At 69.8% G+C, this 23,772-nt stretch carries 24 protein-coding genes; 10 read left to right on the top strand and 14 right to left on the bottom strand.

The annotated features are described in order from the left end of the window. The first annotated feature begins 27 nt into the window (after positions 1-27). Positions 28-1,110: a hypothetical protein gene (locus tag ABGB10_RS23485; RefSeq protein ID WP_347663109.1), complete on the top strand. Its 1,083-nt coding sequence runs from the start codon at positions 28-30 to the stop codon at positions 1,108-1,110. Between the two features lie 61 nt (positions 1,111-1,171). Here ABGB10_RS23485 and ABGB10_RS23480 read toward each other — a convergent pair whose 3' ends face one another. After that, on the bottom strand, positions 1,172-2,485 hold the full coding sequence (locus ABGB10_RS23480) for a hypothetical protein (protein ID WP_347663108.1): 1,314 nt from the start codon (positions 2,483-2,485) through the stop codon (positions 1,172-1,174). 465 nt (positions 2,486-2,950) lie between these two features. Between ABGB10_RS23480 and ABGB10_RS23475 the strand changes: the two genes are divergently transcribed. Next, positions 2,951-4,504 (top strand): polysaccharide lyase family 1 protein, encoded by a 1,554-nt coding sequence (locus tag ABGB10_RS23475; RefSeq protein ID WP_347663107.1) that lies wholly within the window; start codon positions 2,951-2,953, stop codon positions 4,502-4,504. Between the two features lie 253 nt (positions 4,505-4,757). Here ABGB10_RS23475 and ABGB10_RS23470 read toward each other — a convergent pair whose 3' ends face one another. The 5 genes from ABGB10_RS23470 to ABGB10_RS23450 form a co-directional block, all read right to left on the bottom strand. After that, positions 4,758-6,068, bottom strand: coding sequence for a radical SAM protein (locus ABGB10_RS23470; protein ID WP_347663105.1), 1,311 nt, complete (start codon positions 6,066-6,068; stop codon positions 4,758-4,760). Positions 6,069-6,130: 62 nt separating this feature from the next. Beyond that, positions 6,131-6,535, bottom strand: a complete 405-nt coding sequence (sodN, locus tag ABGB10_RS23465) for a superoxide dismutase, Ni (RefSeq protein ID WP_347663104.1) — start codon at positions 6,533-6,535, stop codon at positions 6,131-6,133. Between the two features lie 60 nt (positions 6,536-6,595). After that, positions 6,596-7,414: an inositol monophosphatase family protein gene (locus ABGB10_RS23460; RefSeq protein ID WP_347663103.1), complete on the bottom strand. Its 819-nt coding sequence runs from the start codon at positions 7,412-7,414 to the stop codon at positions 6,596-6,598. Between the two features lie 3 nt (positions 7,415-7,417). Beyond that, complete coding sequence (locus tag ABGB10_RS23455; protein ID WP_347663102.1) at positions 7,418-7,933, bottom strand: hypothetical protein; 516 nt, start codon at positions 7,931-7,933, stop codon at positions 7,418-7,420. Between the two features lie 136 nt (positions 7,934-8,069). Beyond that, the gene (locus ABGB10_RS23450; protein WP_347663101.1) at positions 8,070-8,522 is read right to left on the bottom strand and encodes a hypothetical protein; all 453 of its coding nucleotides are present in this window, start codon (positions 8,520-8,522) and stop codon (positions 8,070-8,072) included. Between the two features lie 201 nt (positions 8,523-8,723). Between ABGB10_RS23450 and ABGB10_RS23445 the strand changes: the two genes are divergently transcribed. Together ABGB10_RS23445 and ABGB10_RS23440 are read left to right on the top strand one after the other, a co-directional pair. Continuing rightward, positions 8,724-9,485 carry a GNAT family N-acetyltransferase gene (locus ABGB10_RS23445; RefSeq protein WP_347663100.1) on the top strand — a complete coding sequence of 254 codons (762 nt, stop codon included), beginning with the start codon at positions 8,724-8,726 and terminating at the stop codon, positions 9,483-9,485. 37 nt (positions 9,486-9,522) lie between these two features. Next, the gene (locus ABGB10_RS23440) at positions 9,523-10,251 is read left to right on the top strand and encodes a tetratricopeptide repeat protein (protein WP_347663099.1); all 729 of its coding nucleotides are present in this window, start codon (positions 9,523-9,525) and stop codon (positions 10,249-10,251) included. A gap of 139 nt (positions 10,252-10,390) precedes the next feature. Here the strand turns inward: ABGB10_RS23440 and ABGB10_RS23435 are convergent, their stop codons facing one another. From ABGB10_RS23435 to ABGB10_RS23425, 3 genes are read right to left on the bottom strand one after another with little or no spacing between them, the layout of a single operon-like run. Beyond that, complete coding sequence (locus tag ABGB10_RS23435) at positions 10,391-11,095, bottom strand: NAD(P)-binding domain-containing protein (RefSeq protein WP_347663098.1); 705 nt, start codon at positions 11,093-11,095, stop codon at positions 10,391-10,393. Positions 11,096-11,123: 28 nt separating this feature from the next. Continuing rightward, complete coding sequence (locus ABGB10_RS23430) at positions 11,124-12,152, bottom strand: LLM class flavin-dependent oxidoreductase (RefSeq protein WP_347663097.1); 1,029 nt, start codon at positions 12,150-12,152, stop codon at positions 11,124-11,126. Continuing rightward, a complete protein-coding gene (locus tag ABGB10_RS23425) occupies positions 12,145-13,194 on the bottom strand; it encodes an LLM class flavin-dependent oxidoreductase (protein WP_347663096.1) in 1,050 nt (349 codons plus the stop codon). Before ABGB10_RS23425 ends, ABGB10_RS23430 begins: the two co-directional genes overlap by 8 nt. A gap of 109 nt (positions 13,195-13,303) precedes the next feature. Here ABGB10_RS23425 and ABGB10_RS23420 point away from each other — a divergent pair, with 109 nt between their 5' ends. Then, positions 13,304-13,795, top strand: coding sequence for a MarR family transcriptional regulator (locus ABGB10_RS23420; protein ID WP_347663095.1), 492 nt, complete (start codon positions 13,304-13,306; stop codon positions 13,793-13,795). A gap of 9 nt (positions 13,796-13,804) precedes the next feature. Here ABGB10_RS23420 and ABGB10_RS23415 read toward each other — a convergent pair whose 3' ends face one another. After that, a complete protein-coding gene (locus ABGB10_RS23415; protein WP_347663094.1) occupies positions 13,805-16,237 on the bottom strand; it encodes a DUF4132 domain-containing protein in 2,433 nt (810 codons plus the stop codon). 1 nt (position 16,238) lies between these two features. Next, entirely contained in the window at positions 16,239-16,631 is a 393-nt protein-coding gene (locus ABGB10_RS23410) for a hypothetical protein (protein WP_347663093.1), read from the bottom strand. 214 nt (positions 16,632-16,845) lie between these two features. On the opposite strand from ABGB10_RS23410, the gene ABGB10_RS23405 reads away from it, so the two are divergent. The 3 genes from ABGB10_RS23405 (at position 16,846) to ABGB10_RS23395 (ending at position 20,715) form a co-directional block, all read left to right on the top strand. Further along, positions 16,846-18,819 (top strand): ABC transporter ATP-binding protein, encoded by a 1,974-nt coding sequence (locus ABGB10_RS23405; RefSeq protein ID WP_347663092.1) that lies wholly within the window; start codon positions 16,846-16,848, stop codon positions 18,817-18,819. Between the two features lie 91 nt (positions 18,820-18,910). Then, entirely contained in the window at positions 18,911-20,056 is a 1,146-nt protein-coding gene (locus ABGB10_RS23400) for a sensor histidine kinase (RefSeq protein ID WP_347663091.1), read from the top strand. Beyond that, complete coding sequence (locus ABGB10_RS23395) at positions 20,053-20,715, top strand: response regulator transcription factor (RefSeq protein WP_347663090.1); 663 nt, start codon at positions 20,053-20,055, stop codon at positions 20,713-20,715. The genes ABGB10_RS23400 and ABGB10_RS23395 overlap by 4 nt, the downstream gene beginning before the upstream one ends. 62 nt (positions 20,716-20,777) lie before the next feature. Here ABGB10_RS23395 and ABGB10_RS23390 read toward each other — a convergent pair whose 3' ends face one another. Further along, on the bottom strand, positions 20,778-21,212 hold the full coding sequence (locus ABGB10_RS23390) for a DUF6223 family protein (RefSeq protein WP_347663088.1): 435 nt from the start codon (positions 21,210-21,212) through the stop codon (positions 20,778-20,780). Positions 21,213-21,550: 338 nt separating this feature from the next. Between ABGB10_RS23390 and ABGB10_RS23385 the strand changes: the two genes are divergently transcribed. After that, a complete protein-coding gene (locus ABGB10_RS23385; RefSeq protein ID WP_347663086.1) occupies positions 21,551-21,934 on the top strand; it encodes a hypothetical protein in 384 nt (127 codons plus the stop codon). Positions 21,935-21,994: 60 nt separating this feature from the next. Here the strand turns inward: ABGB10_RS23385 and ABGB10_RS23380 are convergent, their stop codons facing one another. Together ABGB10_RS23380 and ABGB10_RS23375 are read right to left on the bottom strand one after the other, a co-directional pair. Then, complete coding sequence (locus ABGB10_RS23380; protein WP_347663085.1) at positions 21,995-22,480, bottom strand: nitroreductase/quinone reductase family protein; 486 nt, start codon at positions 22,478-22,480, stop codon at positions 21,995-21,997. A 185-nt stretch (positions 22,481-22,665) separates the two neighbouring features. After that, entirely contained in the window at positions 22,666-23,430 is a 765-nt protein-coding gene (locus ABGB10_RS23375; RefSeq protein WP_347663084.1) for a hypothetical protein, read from the bottom strand. 171 nt (positions 23,431-23,601) lie between these two features. Here ABGB10_RS23375 and ABGB10_RS23370 point away from each other — a divergent pair, with 171 nt between their 5' ends. Further along, positions 23,602-23,748 (top strand): hypothetical protein, encoded by a 147-nt coding sequence (locus tag ABGB10_RS23370; RefSeq protein ID WP_347663083.1) that lies wholly within the window; start codon positions 23,602-23,604, stop codon positions 23,746-23,748. Positions 23,749-23,772 lie beyond the last annotated feature (24 nt).

Raw genomic sequence — 23,772 nt, 5'->3', positions numbered from 1 at the left:
CCATCCCCGTGCCGAAGGGCCGTCGCCATGACCGTCACCCCGCTGCGCCGGGCGCTCACCGTCCTCGCCGTCGCGACCCTCACGGTGGCGGCCACGCCGGCCGTGCCGGCGGTGGCCGAGCCGGACCCGAAGGCCCTGACCTGGACGGTGCAGCCGGCCAGCCCGACCGGGCCGGACCAACGCCGGTGGGTCAACGCCAGCCTCGACCCGGGGCAGACCGTGACCGAGCACCTGGCGGTCCGCAACTTCAGCCGCAGCGCTGTCGCGTTCTCGCTGAAGGCCGCCGACGGCTACCTCACCGACAAGGGCCGCTTCAACATGCTGTCGTCGGACCGACCCTCGGTCGACGGTGGCACCTGGATCGGCGTCCAGGAGAGGGTCACCGTCGGCCCCAACGAGACGCGGGTGGTGCCGTTCACGATCACGGTGCCCACCGGCGCCACGCCGGGCGACCACCCGGCCGGCATCGCCGCGACCGTCACCAGCACCGGGGGCACGGTCAACGTCGAGAGCAGGGTCGGGTTCCGGGTCATGGTGCGGGTCAACGGGACCGCTCAGGCCGCGCTGGCCGTCCGAGACCTCAGCGCCACGTACACCTCGTCGTGGAACCCCTTCGCCGGCGGCACCGTCCGGGTCCGTTACACGGTGGAGAACGACGGCAATGTCTGGGTCAGCGGGACGAGCCGCGTCGCGGTGTCCGACCCGCTCGGCCGGACCAACCACGACGCCACCGCCCAGGTCGAGGAGTTACTTCCGGGCGGTAGGCGGCAGATCGAGACCCGCGCCGACGGCGTCTGGGCGTTGGGCCGCGTCCGGACGACCGTCAGCACGTCACCGACCCTGCTCGGTGACGCTCAGGCCGGCGCCGAGTTGCGACAGGCGTCCGCCACCGTCACCACCTGGGCCGTGCCGTGGGCGCAGCTCGCGCTCCTGTGTCTTCTCGCCGCTCTGCTCCTGGGCCTGCGGGCGATGGTCCGGCACCGGCGGCGTCGGCTGGCCGGGCTGCTCGCCCGCGCGAGGCAGGAGGGCCGGCAGGAGGGTCAGGAGTCCGTGCTCGTCGGGGGCGCGCCCGCTGCTGTCGAGCCCGACGCGGGCGACGCCCGCCGGTAATCCGTCGGCGCGGGGGAGTCGCGCTGGCGGATCGCGGCGAGGCGTCGCCCGGTCCGCGGCCTCAGGGCTTGGACTGGGCCAGCAGCCAGCGCAGGATGCTGGCGTCCTCGTAGGTCGGCCCGAACGCCGCGTGGTAGTCCGGCAACGAGAACGCGGCGTCGGCGTACTCGGTGTAGCGCACGACATCGGCGGCCTGCTCGGGGCTCTTACCCCGGGCCTCGTACGCCTGCCGCAGCAGCGTCGTGGAGTTGCGCGCGCCCGAGACGTTGAGCAGGTGGTCGTGCTCGCCGTGCGTGATCCACACCGGCACCTCGGCCGTTGCGATGGCGGTCGCCTGCGTGGCGTTGACCGGGAAGCCACCGGTCACCAGCCCGCCGGCGAACAGGTCCGGCCGCTTGGCGAACGCCGCCCAGAGCAGTTGGGAGCCGTACGAGACAGTGGTCGCGTACACCCGGCGGGTGTCCACCGCGAACTGGCCGACGAACTGGTCGAGCAGCTTGATCAGCAGATCCGCCTCGGCGGCCCCGCCGACCCGCTGGTGCTGTGGTGCCAGGACGATGACGTCCTCGGAGGTGCCGGTCCACTGCGGTTGCAGCCAGGCGGTCGCCGGGATGTCGGCGGCGAGCTGGACACCGAGGTTGTCACCGTCCCAGCCCATTCCGTGACCGGGCAGGACGACCATCAGCGGGTACCTGCGGCCGGGCTGGTAGTTCTTCGGCAGGTGGTAGTGGTACGGCAGCACCATCCCGCCACTCAGGTACGAGCCGTAGGTGAACTCGTCGACCAGCCCGTTGGCCGGCTTCTCGGTGACCGGACGGGACTCGCGCGGAGTGGCCCGGGCGAGTACCGGCCCCTTGCCGGACCCTCGGCCGGGCTGGGCGTGCACGTCCTTGCGTTGCACCACCCGGGTGGGCAGCTCCGGGTTGACCTTCACCGTGCAGAGGAAGGTCGGGCACTTGGAGACGATGACCGTCGAGCCACCGGTGTCGGCGGGGTCGAGTTCGACGATGACGTACCTGCCCGGTGCCGACCGGTGGTCGGTCCGCGTGCCGGGCACCCCGTTGGTGTAGGTGTGGGTGACGGTCCGGTCGGCCAGCTTCGGCAGGTCCTCGATGGGGTTGAAGCGGAAGTTGTAGACGGTGTCGCTCACCGAGAACGTGTCGGTGTCGAGGGTGCGGGGATTGACCGTTGCCCCGTACTCGATCGCGACCGCCGAGACCTTCTGGCCGTACGTGTAGACGGTGGTGATCGGGGTGATGCTGCGGATTCCGTCCGCGGTGCCGGGCTTGCCGCTCGCGCTGCCGTACGCCGTGCCGGAGGCGCTGGCCAGCACGAGGGTGGCGGCGAGCGGGATCAGTCCGTTTCGGAGTCTCATGCGAGTCCTTTCTCGGTGGTGGTGCGCTCAGCCAGCGATCTCGTAGCGGGACGGAGAGGGTCGCTAAACTGATTTAGCAGAGCATCGACGTCGGGCCCTGTCGTGTCAATACCGGCCGCCCGACTGGCCGGAGGTGGGCGGCTGTGTCGCCCTGGCCCACTCGGCTGCCGCCTCGCTCGGCACTGCAACAAACCTGCAAGCGCCAACCCTTGCCTCGAGGGAAACCGCTTTCCTACCATTGCGTCACATCGATGTTTCATTCATGAGGCCGGATGATCGCATTTCGTGCATGCCGCCAGTGGGTGGCGAATGTGCGACGCTCCACCGCGCCCACCAGGGTCTCGTGAGTGTCGAAGGCGGCGCAGTAATTGACTGCCGTCAATTGCAGAGACGCGCGTGGTGCGGCCGGTCGCGACGGTCGTCGCTTTGCGTCCCGAGGGTCAGACAAATGTGAAGCGAGGCGAGATGAGACGACCAGTTGCGTGGAGATTTCAGGCGGCGCTGGCCACGGCAGCCGTGGGCATCGCGATCGGGGTGGCACTGCCCACCCCGCAGGCATCGGCGGCAGCCGGCAGTGCCACCGGTTACGCCACCCAGAACGGTGGGACCACCGGCGGCGCGGGCGGGCAGACGGTGCGGGCCACCACGGGGACGGCGATCCATGCCGCGCTGTGTGGGCGGGCCAGCAGCAGCACCCCGATCGTCATCGAGGTCACCGGAACCATCAACCACGGCAACACCAGCAAGGTGTCCGGGTCGAGCTGCAACACCGCGGCGGGCGTGATCGAGCTCAAGCAGATCAGCAACGTCACCATCATCGGGGTCGGCAGCGGAGCCGTCTTCGATCAGCTCGGCATCCACATCCGTGACTCCAGCAACATCATCATCCAGAACGTCACCATCCGGAACGTCAAGAAGTCGGGCTCGCCCACCTCGAACGGTGGAGATGCCATCGGCATGGAGAGCTCGGTCCGCAACGTCTGGGTCGACCACGTGACCCTGGAAGCCTCGGGTGGGGAGTCGGAGGGGTACGACGGACTCTTCGACATGAAGGACAACACCCAGTACGTGACGCTGTCCTACAGCATCCTGCGCAACTCCGGTCGGGGCGGCCTCGTCGGGTCCAGCGAGAGCGACCTGTCCAACGGCTTCATCACCTACCACCACAACCTCTACGAGAACATCGACTCCCGCACGCCGCTGCTGCGCGGTGGCACGGCGCACATCTACAACAACCACTACGTGAGCCTGCACGAGTCCGGGATCAACTCCCGGGCCGGGGCCAAGGCCAAGGTGGAGAACAACTACTTCCGCGACTCCAAGGACGTCCTCGGCACCTTCTACACCAGCGAGCGCGGGTTCTGGCAGGTCAGCGGCAACATCCTTGACAATGTGACCTGGTCCAGCGCCGGCAGCGAGAACTATCCCGCCGGCCCCAACCTGACGTCCACCACCACCGTCGGCATCCCGTACCCGTACAGCCTCGACGGAGCGAGTTGCGTCCCGGACATCGTCCGGCAGACGGTGGGCGCCAACACGGGTCTGCGGGTGTCGAACGGCAGCTGCTCGCCGCAGACTCCGCCGCCCACCACTCCGCCGCCCACGACGCCCCCGCCGACCACGCCCCCGCCGACCACGCCCCCGCCTTCCGGCGGCACCAACCTCAGCCTCGGCGCCGGTGCCGACGGCTCCAGCAAGGCCAGCGGAACGAGCTACGGCAACGTGCGCGACGGCGACATCGACACCTACTGGTCGCCGGCCGGATCGACCGGCACGATCTCGATCAAATGGGGCTCCGCCACCCGGGTGTCCCGAGTGGTCATCCGGGAGCCATCCGGCACGCAGGGCTCGATCGGGTCCTGGCAACTGGTCAACAACGACAACGGGGCCGTCCTGGCCTCCGGCAGCGGGGCGGGCTCGATCACCTTCTCCGCGGCCACGTTGAGCAAGATCAATTTCAAGATCAACAGCTCCGGTGGTACGCCACGGGTCGCCGAGTTCGAGACGTACGCCAGCTAGGCGAGTAGGTCCTCCACCCTGGCTCGGGCTGTTGGCGGCCCACGGTGACCGTCGGTCACCTGCCTGGAAGCGGATGCGACAGTGAGCGATATACCTCAGAGTCATAACTATGACGCTGAGGTATATCGCTCACCAGCACATCGGCATGGGCCAGCCGCAGCGGATGGCTGGTGCCTTCGCTGCGCCCGCAGCCCCGACTTGAGTCAGGACTTACGACTACTGACCAGACTTCGGCCTTACTCGTCCAGGTGTTTCAGGATGCCTCGGTTGGCAGGGTGTCCATGAAGGAGCTGACCGAGAAGACGGCTCGGCCGGGTCCGGCCGGGCCGTACCCGGGTGGGCTGGACAGGCCGTGGGCGTCCATGGTCGCCCGGTAGACCTCCAGTAGGCGGACGTGGTATTCGAGCGGTGCGCCTTCGGGGTTGGCCCGGCCGAGCGGCGTGGTGGGCTCCGGGCACCAGGTGGTGAACCTCGGCGTGATCCCGCGCGACATGAAGTACTCAAGCCCTTCGGCGGTGGAGTCGATCGCCTCGCCCACGCTCGTGAAGCCGTGCGGGGCGGCCATCTCGACGCCCGCGACGAAGTTCGGGATCACGTTGCGCGGGCCGAACACCTCGGCGGAGTCGAGGATGCGACGATGCCACTCCTCCCGGCCGACGTAGCGCTCCTTGCCCGGGCAGTACAACTCGAACAGCCGCTTGTCCCACACCTCGTAGTTGGGGTGGTAGATGCGGATCCCGTAGTCGCGGAAGCGTTGCACGTCGGCCCGGGGCAGCGCCTGGGCGACGACCTTGCCGATCCACCGGCCCGGAAACCGCTCCTCGATCGCCTGCGCGTACCGGCCGTAGAAGTCCGCCTCGGCCAGCCCGTTGACCTGCGAGGTGATGCTGCCGCCGGTAAGCGTGTACGCCTGCGAGGCGCGGTCGGTGTCGTGCCGGTCGATGATCTCCAGGGCTTCCAGCACCTCGTCGACGGGTTTGACGCCGGTGTAGGGCCTGCCAGCTTGTTTGTGTTGCCGCCAGTTGTGGTTGATGTCGCAGTACTGGCACTCCTCCTTCGCGCCGAAGTACTGGCACACCCGGAACGCGGTGAGATAGATCAGATAGCCCCACTGGATGGTCGGGGCGACCTCCATCACCGACTTTCCGTTGGTGAGCGTGTGGCGGTAGTAGGCCGGCATCGGTGGTAGCCCGACGTCGGCGATCGCCCGTCCATCGAGGAACAGGCGCAGCCGACCGTCACTGTCGGTTCCCACGCGGTACGGCGAGCTGGGGTTGGTACGGACCGACACGACGGTACGACGCAGCTCGTACGGACCCCCGGTGAGCACGATCTCCTCGGGCGGCCGACGTAGCGCGGCCGTCCCCAACTCCGGAAGCGTGCGGTGGTCGAAGGAGAAGATGAAGTACGACTTCGGCTTGACGCTGCCGTTCTCGTTGTCGGTCAGCGCCGCGTCGTCGAAGGCGAGGCCACCGCGCAGCAGGTCCTCCTTGATGACCGCCTCGCGTGGCACGTGGGGAAATCGGCCCATCAACTCTTCGACGAGGTCGGTGCGCGACGCCATGTGGTCCTCCTGAGATCGCGGTGCGCCGAACCGGGTGGCCGGTGCCACCCGGTTCCGCTCGGTCAGCTCTGCTTGGTCTCCCAGAAGATCTTCGAGATCTCCTCGATCTTCACGAGCAGTTGCTCGGCGACCGCCGGGTCGGCGGCACCCTTCGCGCCACCGGCGCCGGCCAGCTTGGTGGCCTCGTTGAAGAGACCGTGCAGCTGGGGGTACTTCTCGAAGTGCGGTGCCTTGAAGTAGTCGGTCCAGAGGACCCAGAGGTGGTGCTTGACCAGCTCGGCGCGCTGTTCCTTGATGATCAACGCTCGGGTCCGGAACTCCGGATCGTCGCTGGCCTGGTACTTCTCGGAGATCGCCTTGATCGACTCGGCCTCGATCCGGGCCTGGGCCGGGTCGTAGACGCCGCAGGGCAGGTCGCAGTGTGCGCTCGCGACGGTACGTGGGCGGAGAAGGCGGGGCAGGTGCATCAGATTCCCTCCGACAGCAGGCTGTGGTGACGGACGGGAGGTTAAGACCTCAACCGGACTTCATGTCAAGGGTCGCGCCGTTGCTCGGTGTTGCTTCCGGACGAGGGTCAGCAGGGCGGCGTGTGTCAGCTGGTCGGCGGCGACCACGAGACCATTCCCACCGGTGTGCAGTGGTTGGCCCTCGAGTCCGGTGACCACGCAACCGGCTGCTTGGCAGAGAGCGATTCCGGCCGCGAAGTGGACGCTGCGGCCCAGGTCGTGGCGGTCTGTCAGGTAGGCGGCGCGGCGACCGGCGGCGACCCACGCCACGGCCAGGCTGGTGGAGACCACTCGTGGGTGGAACTGTTCGGTGAAGTCCTCGTCGGCGAGCATCCGGGCGGCCCGGAAGACATCCTTGCTGGGAAACGGCGGGTCGAGGTTGACGTCGACCAGCTTCGACTCGGCCGACGGGACAAGTCGCTCGTCCGTGCCCGCGCAGCGGACGTACGCGGCGCTGCCGTCGGTCCAGAACACCTCACCGCTGAACGGATCCGCCGACGCGGCCACGGCGATGTCCGTCCCGGTGTGAAGCGCGACGTTGACCGAGGCCAGCATGGTGCCGGCGGCGTAGTTCAACGTGCCGCAGAGCGGGTCGACCAGCCAGGTGCGTCCGTTTTCGCCCGTGCCCGTGCGTCCGCTCTCCTCGCCCACCATGACGTCCTTCGGACGCGCCTCGCGCAGGACGTCGAGGATGGCCTGCTCCGCCTCGATGTCGGCGGAGGTGGCGAAGTCGTTTCCGACCTTCGTGAAGCGTGTCAACGATGACCCGTATCGAGCGCGGACGACCGTGGCACCGGCCTCCGCCGCCGCGATGGCCAAGGCATGATCGGTGATGGGCACTCGTCACTCCGGCAGTTCGGTGATCGCGAACTGACTGACGACCGCTGTCATGATCATCGGGGCGTCGCCGTCGCACTGGTTGACCGAGACCGCGACCCACCGGCCTTCGGCCGCCGTCGGTCCCCAGACCGTGAGGTCGCCGTAGCAGTCCATGTCGCTCAGAGATTGGAACAGCGCCGGCATGGCCGTGCCGGCCTGCTTCCGGAACAGCGGTACGTGCATGGACACCGTGCGGTGCGGGCCCCAGCGGCGGTCCACCTCGCCGACGACAAGGGCCAGGTTCGCCATGGCGGCTTCCTCGGCCTCGTTCCATTCGGTGCCGTACACACCCGTGAGGTCGTCGCCCTCCCACAGCGGAATGATCCGAAAGCCTGCCCCCCGGGTGCCGGTCCACTCCCCGGTGGCCGGGTCTCCCTCGCTGACCGGATCGCCGGCCGTGGGCAACTCGGCGGCGAGCAGCGACTCGATGTCGGACACCGTCCGACCGGTGTCGAACGCCTGACCTGCCCTGGCCGTCACCGCGCGACTCGTCTCACCGTTCGCCTGCGCCACGTTGTCCGCACTGTGCGCCTCCCTCAGCTCCGATCCCGATCATCGCTCACCTCAGGCCGGCCGTGCCAGGGAGAACCTGGGCCCGATGTGTGGCGGCGGGAGGTCAGGAAACCGCTGCCTGCACCAGGGCGGTGATCTTCTTCTCCACCGCGGGGCTCCACTTCTGCAGCGCGTACGCCACCGGCCACAGGTCTCCGTCGTCGAGGTTGGCCGCGTCCTGGAAGCCCAGCGTCGAGTACCGGTAGTTGAACTTCCCGGAGTCCTGGAAGAAGACGACGATCTTGCCGTCCGCGTTCGCGTAGGCGGGCATCCCGTACCAGGTCTTGGGCGACAGGTCCGGGGCGGCGGCGGTCACCGTCACGTGCACGCGCTCGGCGAGCGCGCGATCTTCAGGTTCCATCTGCGCGATCCGGTCGAGGACAGCCTGCAGGCCGTCGGCCTTCTTGGCGCCCTTCTTGCCCTCGGCGCGTAGCTCGTTGGCCCGCTCCTTCATCGCGGCCCGCTCTTCGGCGCTGAAGCCGTCGGACTCGGTGTTGGTGGTGGTCTTCGCGGACATGTTCCGGCTCCCTCTCGTCAGGCTCGGCGTGCTGCCGGCTACCTGGGAAAAGGCTAGGCCGGACGCCGGTCCCGGGGCTTCTCGATTCCTGATCGGTGCGGAGCACCGCCGGCTGCCCGAATCGTCACGTTTGCGCACGTACAGGTCGCTGACTAGGTTGACGTCTCTGGCAGGACGACCGTTCCACGGGGGAGAGCAGACATGAGCACGACCGCCGACCGGTTGGCGACGGCGTACGTCGACGCCATCGAGGCACTCTGCCGGGTGACCCCGAAGGGTTGGTACGCCGAACGGGGCACCGCTCGTGCGGGGATCACCCACGCCGGCGTCGCGTCGCTCAACGCGGCCTTCGACCTGACCACCGACCCGGATCTCGGCGCGCTCGACGAGTTGGCGACCGAGGTCGCCCGGCAGGTGCCGCACTGGTCGATCATGGTTCGGGGTGCGGCCAGCGCCGCGGTCGTCGACCTCGCGGCCCGGCACGGGCTGCGCGAACGCAGCGTCCTACCGTTTCTGGCCTGCGCCACGGACGACATCGTGTTCCGGTCCGGCTCGACCCAGCGGACCCTGGTACGCCGGGTTGGCGCCGCCGAGAACGACAGGTACACCAACGCTCTCACCGAGAGCTTCGAGACGCCCGACGGCGCGTTCGGCTCGTTGATGGGCGGTGCGGTGCTCGACACCGACGGCATGACCGGCTACCTGGCCGAGGAGTCCGACCGTCCCGTCGGCACCGCCCTCGGACTGCGGACCCCCGGCGTGATCGGCGTGTTCAACATCGGTGTCGTACCGTCCGCCCGGGGTCGTGGCCTCGGCCGGGCGCTCACCGAGGCGGTGCTGCGTGACGGCATCGCGGCCGGCGCGGACGCCGCCTACCTGCACAGCAGCCCGATGGGCCGGCCGCTCTACGAGTCGATGGGCTTCGTACTCGTGGACACCTGGACCATGCTCGCGGCACGGTGACGGCGCGACCGACCGATTCCTGATGGAGGAGAGGGCCATGGGCTTCAGTGAGAACGTGCGTTCGGCCTTCCGGCGGAGCGAGACCGACGCCGTGGTGCGCATGAGCGAGGCCGAGATCAAGCGGGCGCAGGCGGCCGGCGATCCGGCAGGTGAGGTGGAGGCCCGGTACAGCCTCGCCCGGGTCGCCATTCGCGGCGGTGACCTGGCGGGCGGGGAAGCCCGGGCGCGGGAGGCACTCGAGGTGGCGCAGCGCTCCGGCGACCGCAGCCTCGAGGAGCGGCCGCGGCACGTGCTGGCCGCCGTCGCGCGTATGTCCGGCGACCTGTTTCGCGCTCGGGACCTGTATTGGGAGAGCATCGCGCTCAACGAGGCGCTCGGCCAACCCGAGACGGTCAACTCCGAGTATCACAACCTGGCGTTCTGCGAGCTGGGGCTGGGCAACCTCGACGCGGCGAGGACACTGTTCGCCGAGAACCGCGATCGGGTGTTCCGCAACGCCTGGGCCGACTTCGTGCCGTACGTCTGCGTCGCCGGCGCCGCGCTCGCGTCGGCCGAGGGCGACCACTCGCGGGCGGCGCGGATGATCGGTGTCGCGGACGCCGCGTTCGCGGCTGTCGGCCAGGTGCCGGACCCGGACGACGCGGCCGATCTCGCCAGGATGAGGGCCGCCGCGACCGAGGCGCTCGGCCCCGCCGCGTTCGACGAGGAGTACGCCGTGGGCCAGCGCCTCGAACCGAAGACGGCCTTCGGGTACGACGAACGCTGACCGCAGGCGAACCCCTGGCCGCCCGTCCGTGCTGCGCCCACTCCAAGAGCCGCGCAACCGCCCGGATGTTGCTGCCTCCGACATGCGGGAGACACCCACATCCCTGATGTCGCGTGGATCTTGGCGACGTGCCGCTGGACTACTGGGACGGCTTTCGGGCGGCGGCGATGATCCGCCCACGCTCCGACTCGGGAAAGCGGTCGAGCATGGCGCGCGCGTCGTCGGCGCTCACGTTCGCGCCGAACAACTCGCTGCCCGGTTCGAGCCGTACCCCCTCGCCCAGCGCGCCGGCGACGACCGGGTCGAAGCCGAGCGCGTCCACCAGGGACGCGACAGCGCTGACGTCGGTGGTGTCGTCACCAGCGATCACGATGGCCTTGCGGTCGGTCGTGCCCGCCGGCCGGGCCTCGTCCTCGAGATCGTGGTAGCCCATGTGGTTGAACGCCTTGACGAGGCGTGAGCCGGACAGGAAGGCCTGGACGACCTCGCTCGATGAGGTACGCGGGTCGGTGAGGTCGTCGCGAACACCGTCGATCTCCCACCAGTAGTTCATGGCGTCGACGACGAGCTTGCCGCGCAGAGCGTCGACGGGGACGCTGCGGTACTTGCCCAGCGGCAGGGCGAGGATGACGACGTCGGCACGTGCCGCCGCGTCGACCGCCGTGGTGGCCTCCGCCCCCGGGGCGAGGACCTCGACGGTGAGCGCGATCTTGGCAGGGTTGCCGGAGCCGGCTACCAACACCCGGTAGCCGGCGGCGACGGCGAGCCGGGCCAGCACCGTTCCCACCTTGCCGGCCCCGAGGACGCCAAGGGTCACAGGCCGGCTCCGGTCGTTGTCGTTCATGTCGTCCTCTCGGTGCTGATTGGTCTGATCAGGCCAGGATGTCGCGGACCATGGGGATCACCTTGGAGCCGTACAGCTCCACGGCGCGCATCCGGGCGCTCGCCGGTTGTGCTCCGGCCGAGTAGATGAGGTCGAACCGGCCGACGCCGAGGCTGCGGATCGCACGGGCCATCCGGCGGGCCACGGTCTCCGGGGAACCGATGTAGAGGGAACCGTTCTCCACCTCGGAGTCGAACTCCTGGCGGCGGATCGGCGGCCAACCCCGCAGTTTGCCGATCCGGTCCCGCATGATCCGGTAGTGCGGCCAGAAGATCTCCTTGGCCTCCTCGTCGGTGTCGGCGATGAAGCCGGGCGAGTGCATCCCGACCGGGTGCGCGGTCGTACCGAGCTGGTCGGCAGCCCGGCGGTACAGGTCGATGTAGGGCGCGAACCGCTCGGGGGCGCCACCGATGATGGCGAGCATGAGCGGAAGGCCGTACTGGGCGGTGCGGACGACCGACTGCGGCGAGCCACCGACGCCGACCCAGGTGCTCAGATGGCCCGACTCGGTCTTCGGGAAGACGTCGGCGTTCTCCAGCGGCGCCCGCAGGGTGCCGCTCCAGGTCACCGGCTTCTCGTCCAGCAACTTCACGAACAGTTCGATCTTCTCCTCGAACAGCGTGTCGTAGTCGCGCAGGTCGTAGCCGAAGAGCGGGAACGACTCGGTGAACGAGCCGCGACCGAGGATGACCTCCGCCCGGCCGTTCGACAGCGCGTCGACGGTGGCGAAGCGCTGGAACACCCGGACCGGATCGTCCGAACTCAGCACGGTCACGCCGGAGGCCAGCCGGATCCGGGAGGTACGGGTGGCGATGCCGGCCAGCACGGTCTCCGGTGTCGACACCGAATACTCCGGCCGGTGGTGCTCGCCCAGGGCGATGACGTCGACGCCGAGTTCGTCGGCGAGCACCGCCTCGTCGACGACCTGCCGGATCGCCGCGGCGTGGGAGACGAGCTTGCCGGAGTCGTCCTGCGGTACGTCGCCGAACGTGTCGAGGCCGAACAGAAGGTCAGACATTGGTGGGCTCCTTTGCCAGCAACTCGCGAACCCGCGGCGCGACCTCGCTGCCGAGCAGTTCGATGGTGCGCGCGCGTGCGTCGCGGGGGAGGTGCATGATGTCGTACTTCAGGTCGAAGCGGCTCAGCCGCAGGTCGCGGGCGACTCTGGCGATCTTCTGCGCCACCGTCTCGGGCGACCCGACGAAGAGCGCCCCGTGGTCGATTTCCGCCTCGTAGCGTGCGCGGTCCGGTTTGTAGAAGCCGCGTTCCCGGGCGAGTGCCGCCGCGACCGGCTGCCAGTACCGCCACCACGTCTCCACCGCCTCCTCGTCGGTGTCGGCGACAAGGCCGAGAGAGTGCTGCCCGATTGGCTGCGGGGTATGCCCGAACTGTTCGAGCGCCTTGGTGTAGAGGTCCACGTGGCCGGCGAACCGCTGGGGTCGCCCGCCGATGATCGCGAGCATGAGGGGGAGTCCGTGTCGGGCGGCGCGGATCACCGAGTTCGGGCTTCCCCCGACGCCGATCCACGTCGGGATGCCGCCGGGCTGCATCCGGGGATGCAGGCGCTGTTCGACCAGGGGGCTCCGTACGGTCCCGGACCAGGTGACCGGTTCGTCCCGCTGAAGTCGCAGGAAGAGATCCAGCTTCTCCTCGAACAACCGCTCGTAATCGGCCAGGTCGAAACCGAACAGTGGGAACGACTCGGTCACCGAGGCGCGCCCGAGGACCATCTGGGCGCGGCCGTTCGAGACGGCGTCCAGGGTCGCGAACTCGTGGTACAGGCGTACCGGATCGTTCGTGCTGAGCACGGTGACCGAGGTGCCGAGGCGAATCCGCTCGGTCGCCGTCGCGGCTGCCGCGAGCAACACCGGTGTCGCCGAGTCGTTGTGACCCTCCCGGTAGTGCTCACCCACGCTGAACACGTCGAGGCCGACCGACTCGGCGAGCCTCGCCTCGTCCACGAGCAGCCGTACGGTCTCGGCGTCGCTCAGGACGCGGTCGCCGTCGGTGGCCACCTCGCCGAACGAGTTGAGCCCCAGCTCGAAGTCTGCAGCTGCCATCGTCTCCTCCTCGGTGCTCTCCGCCGGTGACCCACGGAAGCGGACCTACCGGTTGACGTGTCAATGATGCTAACTTGGCGATTGACGCGTCAATTCCCGGGAGGGTGAGATGACGGAGACCACACCGGGTCGGCGGGGCGGACGCCAACTCCCGACCGCGCAGGAGTTGCGGATCTGGCGGGACTTCATCGAGACGACGGCAGCGCTGAGCTCCCGACTCGAATCCCGTCTCCAGGGCGACTCCTCGCTCTCGACCGGGGACTACGCCGTGCTCCTCGCTCTCAGTGAGGCGGAGGGTCAGGCGATGCGCTCCTCCGAACTCGCCGCACACATCGGCTGGGAGCGCAGCCGTCTGTCCCACCACCTGGGGCGGATGGAGCGACGCGGCCTCATCCGTCGGCAGGAGTGCGCCACCGTCCCGCGCGGGGCGGAGGTGCTGCTCACCAAGGCCGGCGCCGAGGCGTTCGGAGGGGCCACCTTTCCGCACCTGCGCGCCATCCGCGAGTTGTTCGTGGACGCCCTCACGCCGGATCAGATCGCCGCGGCGGGCGAGATCGCGGCAGCGCTGAGGAAGAACCTCGACGTCCTGTACAAGGAGTGATCATGTCGGTCATCGTGCGAGCTGCCGGAGCACCGTGGCGTCGGTGATCGTGTCGTCCGCGGCGAGCATGATGGCCTTGGACAGGATCGTCGACAACATGGGGTCGTCGTCGAACGGCAGGTGCAGCCGACCGGTGCGGTCACGCCCCGGGACGATGCACAGGTAGGCGTCGTTGGGCGCCATCATGATGTTGCCGGACCCGAGGTGGATCCGGTAGTCGCGGATGTTCCCGCGGACGTGCAGATAGCGGTCGGTGAGGTTCAGCCGACCGGCGATGGTCAGGCGAGGCAACAGTCGGGCCAGCGCGTCCCGGCGTACCTCCGCCGACTGGCTCAATGCCGCGTTGGCGGTGCTGTGCCAATAGCCGTGGAAACGGTCGTCGCCGCGGTCGGCCCACTCCGGATCGGTGGCGATCGAGGTGACACCGACGAACAGGTCCACGTCCCGCATGGCCTCGCTGAAGACCACCGCCGGCACATCGACGACCGGCGCGGGCTGCCAGGCGGCGCCGTCACGTCGGGAGAAACGCACCTGGTCGGTGGAGCAGTATCGGGCGTCGTATCTGTGCGGATCCTCGTCGGTGACCAACTGGTGGTGGAACGACGCCCGCCACGCGCCGCCACCGAAGGGCTTGGTGGCTTCGCTGTCGTAGCCGCCGTCCCAGGTGCCGAGGTATCCGGCCTGCCAGCCCCGCACGCGCATGAGGGCGTTCGCCTGCCGGTAGCGCAGGATGTGCGCGGCGAACCGGTTGGAATAGCTGTGTGTCCGCTCCTCGGCCGGCGTCAGGAGGTAGACCTCCCGGAACGCCTGTTTGAACGGCTGGGTCAGGCCGGCGGCGAGCACGTGCGTACGCCAGGCAAGGACCACGTCGGTCGTCGCACGGATGGGATGCCACAGCCTGACCCGGTCGCCCGGAACACCCCGACCGTCCAGGCCGACGATCGTCCATCCCTCGCCGTCGCGCTGCGGCAGACCGGCAGTCCAACGCTCACCGTCGGCGCTGGACTCCCACACCAGCCGCCGCGCGTACGCCCCGGTGATCGGGTGGTGGAGGAATCGCGACGACCAGTCCGCGTACGGCCAGGTGCGCTCCTCGGACAGCAGCCCCTCCAGCCGCTGGCGTTCGGCAGTCAACGACGCGCCCACGCGTTTGACGAGGTCGCGCAACTGCCGAAGCTCGTGGCCGTACGCCTCCCGGATCTGGGCCGGGACGCCCTTGAGCGGATCGCCGTCCCGCGCGAAGCTCAGTCGCGCCTTTTCCCCCGTGACGTCGATCGTCGCCTCGTACGCCCCGACCTGGGTGCGCAGACGCCCGTCGGAGTCGAGCCCGTGGTCGTCGACGGCGAGTTCCAACACCTCGCTGAGCGACCATCCGCGTAGCGCGCCGAGGCGGGCCAGCGCGGCCTGGACACGGCTCTGGACCGCCTTGTTCCGAACCGTCACCGCCAGCCGCGCCAGCGTGCGGACCGGTGCGTCGCCGTCGCGTGCGGCGAGTAGCTGCACCGCCGCGACAGCCGTCCGCTGGGCATGGGGAAAGCCGGACGCCTGTCGCGGGGCTGCCGCCGCGGTGGCGGTGACCCGCGCCAGGAGGTCGGTCGCCCACCCGTCAGGCTGCCGGGACAGCGCCCAGACCAGCCCGCGAACGAGGCGGTCCGAGTCGTCGTGCAGGGACTGGCCGTGAGCGACGAATGCTTCCAGGACCGACCGGACAACCTCGACACCGCCCGGTGTGCTGGCGAGAAGCTCGTCGACGCGCCGTTGCCATGTCGCCGGAGCCGCCGGCCTCTCCAGTGCGGCGCAGTGCGTCAGCAGCTCCGGCACGCCCGGCTCGTCGAGGGCGGTGCCCATCTCCGCGCGGACGAGCGGGCCGAACGCGTCTCCGTTGTGCAACAGCCTGGACGGCAGGCGGCGGCCGGTGGCGCGGTCGATGGCCTGGCCGATCAGCAGGACCGCACGTCGCCGAGGCTCCACCGCGATGACGTAGTCGTGGACCAGTTCGCTGATGAGGGCATCGAGGGTCGGTACCAGGTCGACCAGCTCGGCGGGCGCCAGGCGTGCGGCGATGATGGCCGGCAGCTCCAGGTGGGCGCCGTTGTCGTATTCCTCGCCCCGCCCGGCCACGTCGAGGCACCACACGAGGTCCGACCGCGTCCAGGGCAGGTCGCCGTCACCCAGGCTCCGCACCACGTCGTTGAGCGCGGTGGGTGTCGAACTGGTGGAGGATTCCAGGTGCATGGCCAGTGCGGCGCTGCGGCGCTGCTCGGCCGGCCACGACGCGACGGCGGCCCATTCCGGAACCTCGGTCGGCGAGGATTCCCAGTGGTAGGTGCTCGCGATGTGCAGCACCGCCCTGATCCGCGCGCCGGCCTCGGCGAGACCGGCCTCCACCTGCCGTCGATCCGCGTCGGTCAGAGCGGGGAGGGATCCCGTCCAGTCGCCCACGTCAGCCGCCGACCAGCGCGACGAGTCGGACGAAGGCCACGTCCGGATCAGCGGCCAGGTCGATCTCCTCGTCGAGGTCCTCGATCTGGCGGTTGCCGGCCAACAGCACAAAGCCGTTGCGTTCGAAGGCGGTGCAGGCGGCGTCCGCCTGCTGCTCCCAGTCGAGCCGCCTGCCGTGGGCAACCCGGTAGCCGTTCAGCGTCGCCTCCGTGTCGGTCGGCTGGATCAGCCCTCGGAAGTGGTCGGGCTGGTGAGCGTTGAATCGGGCGACCTCCTCGCGGACCCGTAACCGGACCAGCTCCCGTGCGGAGATGCGTTCCGGAAGGCCGGTCATCGACCACTGGTCGATCGCCCTACCGGTGGCTGTCTCGTCCCGAACAATCGCCGTGGCCATGTCGCCGACTCCCTGTCGTGAGGTGAGCGGCATCGTGGCACGAGGGTCCGACGGTACGAACGGGCTCACCGAAAATCACAGACCGCCATAACGGGAGGTGTTCGAGCGATTGCCGACAGCGACAGTGGGGTGGTCCAATCCTCCAGAAACCCGCCACTCCGACCGCCCTCGACTGGCGGACTGGCGACGGCTGCGCCGCCCGGGAGGTACGTCCATGATCGAGACCGCCACCGCAGGGACCCGACCCACTCCGCCAGACCGACCCGGCCCCGGTAGGGCGGAGTCGGTGTTGCCGGAGCTGCGCGAGATGTGGTGGGAGACGGGGGTGCGGGCGCGGGCGGAGGCCGGCGTCTTCGCCGTGTTCGCGGAACTGCCCAGGCTGGTCAGGACAGCCCTGGGCATCAGTTGGCGCGCGGACCGCCTTCGTACCGGTGTGGTGGCCGCCGCGACGGTCGGCGCGGGGGTGATGGCGGCCTTCGGGTTGTTGGCCACGCAGCGGGTGCTGGTGGAGTTGTTCGCCGGCGGGCCGACCTCCGACAAGGTACGGGCGGCGCTGCCCGCCCTGGCCGTGCTGGCGGCGACGGTCGCGCTGCGCGCCGGCATGGGCATCGCCACCGGGTACGCGCAGAACGGGCTGACGCCCCGGGTGAGCCGCGAGGTTGAGCGCGGCCTGTTCGAGGTGTCGACTGCGGTCCGGTTGGAGGCGTTCGACGCCGACGCGTTCGCCGACGACATGGAGCGAGCCTCCCGGGGGACCGAGTCGACGATCGGGCTGGTGCAGGCGTCGATGAACCTGCTCGCCGGGTTGGCCGGGCTGCTCGCCGTGGCGGCCGCCGTCGTCATCATCCACCCGTTGCTGCTGCTGGCGCTGGTGGTCGCCACGGTGCCCAACGGCTGGGCGTCGTTACGGTCCGGGCACCTGCGGTACCAGACGTACACCGCCGGGTCGGTGCGCCGGCGTCGACTGTGGTTGCTGCACAAGCTGATGGCCGAACGCGCCTCGGCCCCGGAACTGCGCTCGTACGGGCTGCGCGGGTTCCTGCTCGACCAGTACGACCGGGTGATGCGGGTGGAGACCGACATCCAGCTCGCCCTCGCCCGCCGGGTCACCACGACCACCACCGTCGGGGCGATCATCGGCGGTCTCGCCACGGGCACCGTGTACGTCCTGCTCGGGCTGCTGCTCCTGGACGGGCAGATCCCGCTCGCCGCCGCGGCGACCTGCGTCATCGCGGTGCAGTCCGCCCAGCGATCCCTGGCCATCGCCACCTTCCAGGTCGACCACGTCTACACCCAGGGGCAGCACTTCGGCGACTACACGGGCTTCATGACGCGGGCCGCCGCGTACCTGCCGAGCGCCACCCGACCCGGGGCCGGTGCCGGTGCCGAACGGCTGCGGGAGTTGAGCGTTCGGGAGGTGAGCCTGCGTTACCCCGACCGGGACACCCCGGCCGTGGACGGCGTCACGTTGATGATCACCGCTGGGCAGACGGTCGCGTTCGTCGGGGAGAACGGCTCGGGCAAGACGACTCTCGCCGCGATGATCGCCGGCCTCCGCGCCCCCAGCGAGGGCACCATCGAGTGGAACGGCCGACCGCTGTCGGACTGGGACGTCGGCGGGCTGCGCGCCCGGATCGCCGTGGTGACGCAGGAATACCACAAGTGGCCGTTCACCGCCGCGACCAACATCGCCATCGGCGACGTCGACACCGAGGCCCGGCAGGACCGCATCGAGGCCGCCGCCGCCCGCGCGGTGGCCCACCACATGATCAATGAGTTACCCCACGGGTACGAGACACTGCTCGACCGCACCTTCGCGCGTGGCCAGGACCTCTCCGGTGGGCAGTGGCAGCGGATCACCGCGGCACGCGGATTTCTGCGCGACGCCGAACTGCTGATCATGGACGAGCCGTCCTCCGCGCTCGATCCCCGCGCGGAGGACGCCCTGTTCCAGGCCATCCGTGACCGGAGAGGGCGAGCCACCACGATCCTCATCACGCACCGGCTCGCGAACGTCCGGCACGCCGACCGGATCTTCGTCCTCCACCACGGCCAACTGGTCGAGGCCGGCACACACGACGAACTCGTCGCCACCGGCGGCCGGTACGCCGAGTTGTTCGCCCTCCAGGCCGCCGGCTACGACACCGACCCGGCCGAGAATCCCCGGTCGCCCTCCGCCTCCCGTTGACCACCAACGCCAGGACGGACGGCCGTTCCACCGGCCGCACCCAGCGGTTCGGCCGTTCTCCGCCGATTGTCGGGAGGTTAGGCTGCGGTGTATGTCGGGGTCGCGGTGGCGTGGTCGATCGGCGGACACGGCCCTGGTGCTCGCCGTCGGTCTGGTCGCCCTCGTCGGCTTGGTGGTGCAGTCGCGTGGCATCGACACCGCCGCCGAGTGGGCGGCACTGCCGGTGGTGCTGGCTTCCTCCGCTGCGCTGTACGTCCGCCGCCGCCATCCGGTGCCGGTAGGCGTCGCCGCGCTTGCCGCCGTTGGCGCGTACGGGGCGTTACTGCACAAGCCTGGCCCGATCATGTTGGTGTTCGTCGTGGCGCTCTACACAGTTGTCGACGAGGGTCATCTTCGGGTCGCCATCGGGCTGGGTCTCGGGTCGGTGATCGCCTTCGCCGTCGCGGACAGCTACAACCGATCCCCGGACACCATGAACGGGGCGACGCTGCTGCACGCCGGTTGGCTCATCGCGGTCATTGTCGGCGTGACCCACAACCGCCGGGCCTACCTCGCCGAAGCGCAGGCCCGGGCAGTCGCAGCCCAGCAGCGGACGGAGGAGGAAGCGCGGCGACGCGCCACCGAGGAGCGACTGCGCATCGCCCGCGAACTGCACGACGTCCTCGGCCATCACCTCTCGCTGATCAACGTTCAGGCCAGTGCCGCGCTGCACCGACCGGACGCCACCCGGTCCGAGCAGGCGCTCACCGCGATCAAGGAGGCCAGCAAGGAGACGCTGCGTGAGTTGCGAACGGCGCTGAGCACGCTACGGCAGGACGGTGAGGCGTCCGTCGTGCCCGCGCCGGGCCTGCACCGCCTCGACGATCTGATCGGGACGGCGAGGCGTTCCGAGGTGGACATTCGAACCGAGTTCGCGGAGGTCGGCTCGCTGCCGCCGGAGGTCGACCTGGCGGTGTACCGGATCGTCCAGGAAGCGCTCACCAACGTGACCCGGCACGCGGAGGCCGCCACCGTGGTGGTCCGGGTCCGGTCCGACCGCGACGACGTGCTGATCGAGGTGGAGGACGACGGCACCGGCCCGCCCGGCGCGCCGGGCAGCGGGATCCTCGGTATGCAGGAGCGCGCCCGCGCGCTCGGCGGTTCGTTGACCACGGGTACGCGGCCGGACGGTGGATTTCGGGTCCGCGCCCGCCTACCGCTGCGGGCCAGCCCGTCGCCAGCGTCGGAGCCAGCATGATTCGGCTGCTGATCGTCGACGACCAGACCCTGGTACGCGCCGGCTTCTGTTCCATCCTGGACGGCGAGGACGGCATCGAGGTGGTCGGCGAGGCGGCCGACGGGTCCGAGGCGGTGCGGCTCGCCGCGCAACTGCGGCCGGACGTCGTCCTCATGGACATTCGGATGCCGGTGCTGGACGGCCTCGCCGCCACCGGGAAGATCGTTGCGAGCTCCGACGCCCGCGTGATCATCCTGACCACGTTCGACCTGGACGAATACGTCTACGGTGCGTTGCGGGCCGGCGCGAGCGGCTTCCTCGTGAAGGACACCGAGCCGGCGGAGCTGATCCACGGGGTCCGAGTGGTCGCCCGGGGCGACGCGCTGATCGCGCCGTCGATCACCCGCCGACTGATCGCCGAGTTCGCCACCCGGGCGACGCATCCGGACCCCAAACCGCGACTGAGCGTGCTCACCGAGCGGGAACGTGAGGTGCTGGCACTGGTCGCCGCGGGCCTGTCCAACGACGAGATCGCCGCGCGGTTGGTGCTGAGCCCGGCCACCGCCAAGACGCATGTCAGCCGGATCATGACCAAGTCGCAGGTGCGGGACCGGGCCCAGTTGGTGATCCTCGCCTACGAGTCCGGTCTGACCGTTCCCGGTTGGCTCGCCCGCTCCTGACCACGTTCTCCGGTTGGCCGGCAGAGCGACGACCGGGGCCCGCGCCGTGAACGGTCAGCCCGTCACCCGGTCAGGCGGCCGGTGCGGCGGGCGCGCACCAGGGCCAGCCCGCCGAGAACCACTCCGGCCAGTCCAACCGCCAGAGCCACAAAGGCCCCGCCTCGCCCGTTCCCGGTGCCGATGCCGCTGTCGGAGGTGACCACCACCAGCCCACCCAGCGCCATGCCGATCAGCCCCGTCGCCAGGGCCAGGACGGCTCCGAGAGGCCCCGAACCTACGCCGATGCGACTGGCGGGGCGGGCCAGAGCCAGCCCGCCGACGACGGTGCCGACCAGCCCCAGCAGGACGGCAGCACTGGCGCCGAAACGCCCGGAACTCATGGAGAGAGCAGCGGCGGCGATCGGCTGGGCCGAGACGTACGCGGCTGCGGGTGCGGCCAGTTCGATTCCCCCCAGCGGGGCGACTACGGCGGCGGTGAGCAGGTGACGGATGGACATCGTGGATTCCCTCGGTCGCGTGACGGGTACGGGTGGCAGCCTAGGAAGCAGACCGCTGGTGAGTCGTCATGCCGCAGTTGCCGATGGGCCTACCACCCGGGATGTACGCGCTCGGGGCGTCGTACCGCCGCGGATGTCTCCCGGGCTGGCGCGGGCCACCGTCCAGCACCCCTGACTCGCCCACGACCTGGTCGCGAAAACGCCTCTGACCTGGGGCTTTGTCGGATCCCGGCAGTAGTGTTCGACGTCCGCAGGTGGTAGGACTGATGCGTCGGCCGGGTGGTGCGGGGTCAGTAGGGGGTGGCGTTGATGAGTCTCACGAGCACCAGGCCTCCACAGTGACCAGCCCGGAGAACGCCGAGGAGATGGCGGCCGCCTACGCCCGTGGTCAGGACGCGGGCCGGATCGAGCAGCGTCTACAGGGGCATGATGAGCACCTGCGAAGGATCAACGGCTCGATCGACTCGATGACACAGGCGCTTCGTTCTCTCACCGAGGAGATACGCGCCAACGCGTCCCTGTTCAGCGCCACGGCGATCTCGAACCGCCGCGACACCAGTGAGCGGGACAGGATCGCGGCGGTGCGGCTGGAGGAGGCGGGCATCGCCGAGACCCAGAGGACGGTCCGGTGGACGGCATGGCAGCGCTGGTTCGCCGTCGTCGGTGCGATCGTCCTGGTCGTGAACTTCGGCCTGGGTCTCTACCTCGCGTTCAGCCGATGACCCGCCTGGCAACCTGGTAGCCCAGCGGATTCGAGGGCGAGGAGGGCACGAGCCGCGCCATCAAACCACGGAGTCGCCATCCGATCTGGGCTCGAGCACCACCACTGCGGTTTCGGACGATCGCCGCGCCGCGTGGGCCTCGAAGTTCTTGTCGGCCCCGCGCCAGCGTGGCCACAGTCGTGACCGCTCGTCGGCGGTGGCGGCCCGGCCACGGACCAGCCGCCGCCCGTCGGCCAGTTCGACGGACGCGTCCGGGCGGGCCTGGAGGTTGAGCCACCAGGCGGGGGCACCCTCACCCCACCCGTTCATCGCCACCCCGACCAGGTTCGGGCCCTCCTCGAAGTACGCGATGATGACGCTGCGCTGCTGACCGGTGCGGCGACCGGTCGTGGTCAGCCGCAGCGTGCCCCAGCGGTGCTCGCGCGGTCGCCACAGCCCGACCCGGCTGCCGGTGACCCGGTACAGGCCCCGGTGCGCCGACCAGGCCAGCCGGATGAACCACCGCGGCGGAAGCCACGGCGCCTTCGTTCGCTGACCATCGGACATGACGACCTCCTCCACCGACCAACGCTGATGGCCCGGCAGGCTGCCGCCTGCGGTCGGTGACCGCCACTGTGGACCGAGATTCCCAAGTCTCCCGGCGCGAGCGCACCTTGCGCCCTGTTGTCCATGATCCGACCGAGGATCGAACCGATCGGTGGAAGCCCCCGCGTCGGCGGCAGCCGGCTGTGCTACCGCTGCCAGGCGTCGATGGTCCGTACGCCGTCGCGGATGACCCGGTCCATGATGGTGGGGTTGCCGCTGGTGCCCTCCCACCCCTGGTCGTTGAAGACCGTCACCGCCTTGTCGACCCGCGCCACGGCGATCTGGCTGGTCGCGGTGCCGCCGGTGCGTTCTCCGTTCAGGCTCGTCTCGGCCCACGTCCGGGTCAGCAGCAGCGCCTCGTCGCCCACGCCGGGCAGGGTCTCGTTCTTGACGGTGCCCGGGCTCCCGGAGTGGTCGTAGGAGGGACACGCCTGCACGGCGGTGCGCAGACGGCTCAGGTACGCCGAGGCGCCATCGCCCTCGAAAGTGAAGATGACCTGGTGGATCATCCCCTGCGGCACATTGGTCTCCGGCGCGCCGGCCTTCTGGTAGGTGACGGTCATCGCAGCGCTCGCGGTGACCTGCCGGCCCCCGGTGCCGAACTCGTTGCCGCACAGCTTCGGCAGGGCCTCCTCGACGGGCGTCGTCCGCCGGGGAGACTTCTGCAACTCGGCCGGCAACTCGACGAACGCCGACGTCGGAATGGTCGCCGGAGTGCTGGCGCTCGGCGCTGGTGCGTCGGTCGGGTTCGCTGACGCCGAGGTGATCGTCGGTGCCGCCATCGACGGGGTCGAGCCCGGCGGGTCCTCGGTGGAGGTGCAGGCAGCGGCGAGTGCGACACCACCAATCAGCGGGATCAGCGCAAGGACGCTGCGCGTACGGGCATTCGGTGTCGGTCGGTAGCGGCTCATGACCCTCCCTCGGCTGTCACCGGGCAGTTCCCTGCGACGAGTCGCCCGAAACGACCACACACCGCTATCGGACGCTAACCGGCCCGGCGGAAATCGGGATGTCGCCACACCGGACCGGCCGCTAAGCTGCCGCCATGACCAGCGTGATCGTCCCCTGCACCGGATCGTCGTGTGACGTCCAGGTTGGTGCACGGCGACGCCGGCGATCCGTCGCCCGCCCGCGCTGACCTGTTCTTCTGCGACCGGCGGATCGAGCCGCCGGTCATCAACTGGTCGTTCCCGGTCCGCCCGCATCTCCCCGTTCAACGGCTCGCGTGACAGCGCGGGTCCGAGTGAGATCGG

The organism is Micromonospora sp. B9E7 (genome assembly GCF_039871815.1).
GTDB lineage: Bacteria > Actinomycetota > Actinomycetes > Mycobacteriales > Micromonosporaceae > Micromonospora.
Note: the sequence above shows the minus strand (reverse complement) of the source record. Positions and strands in the feature narration are given on the sequence as shown.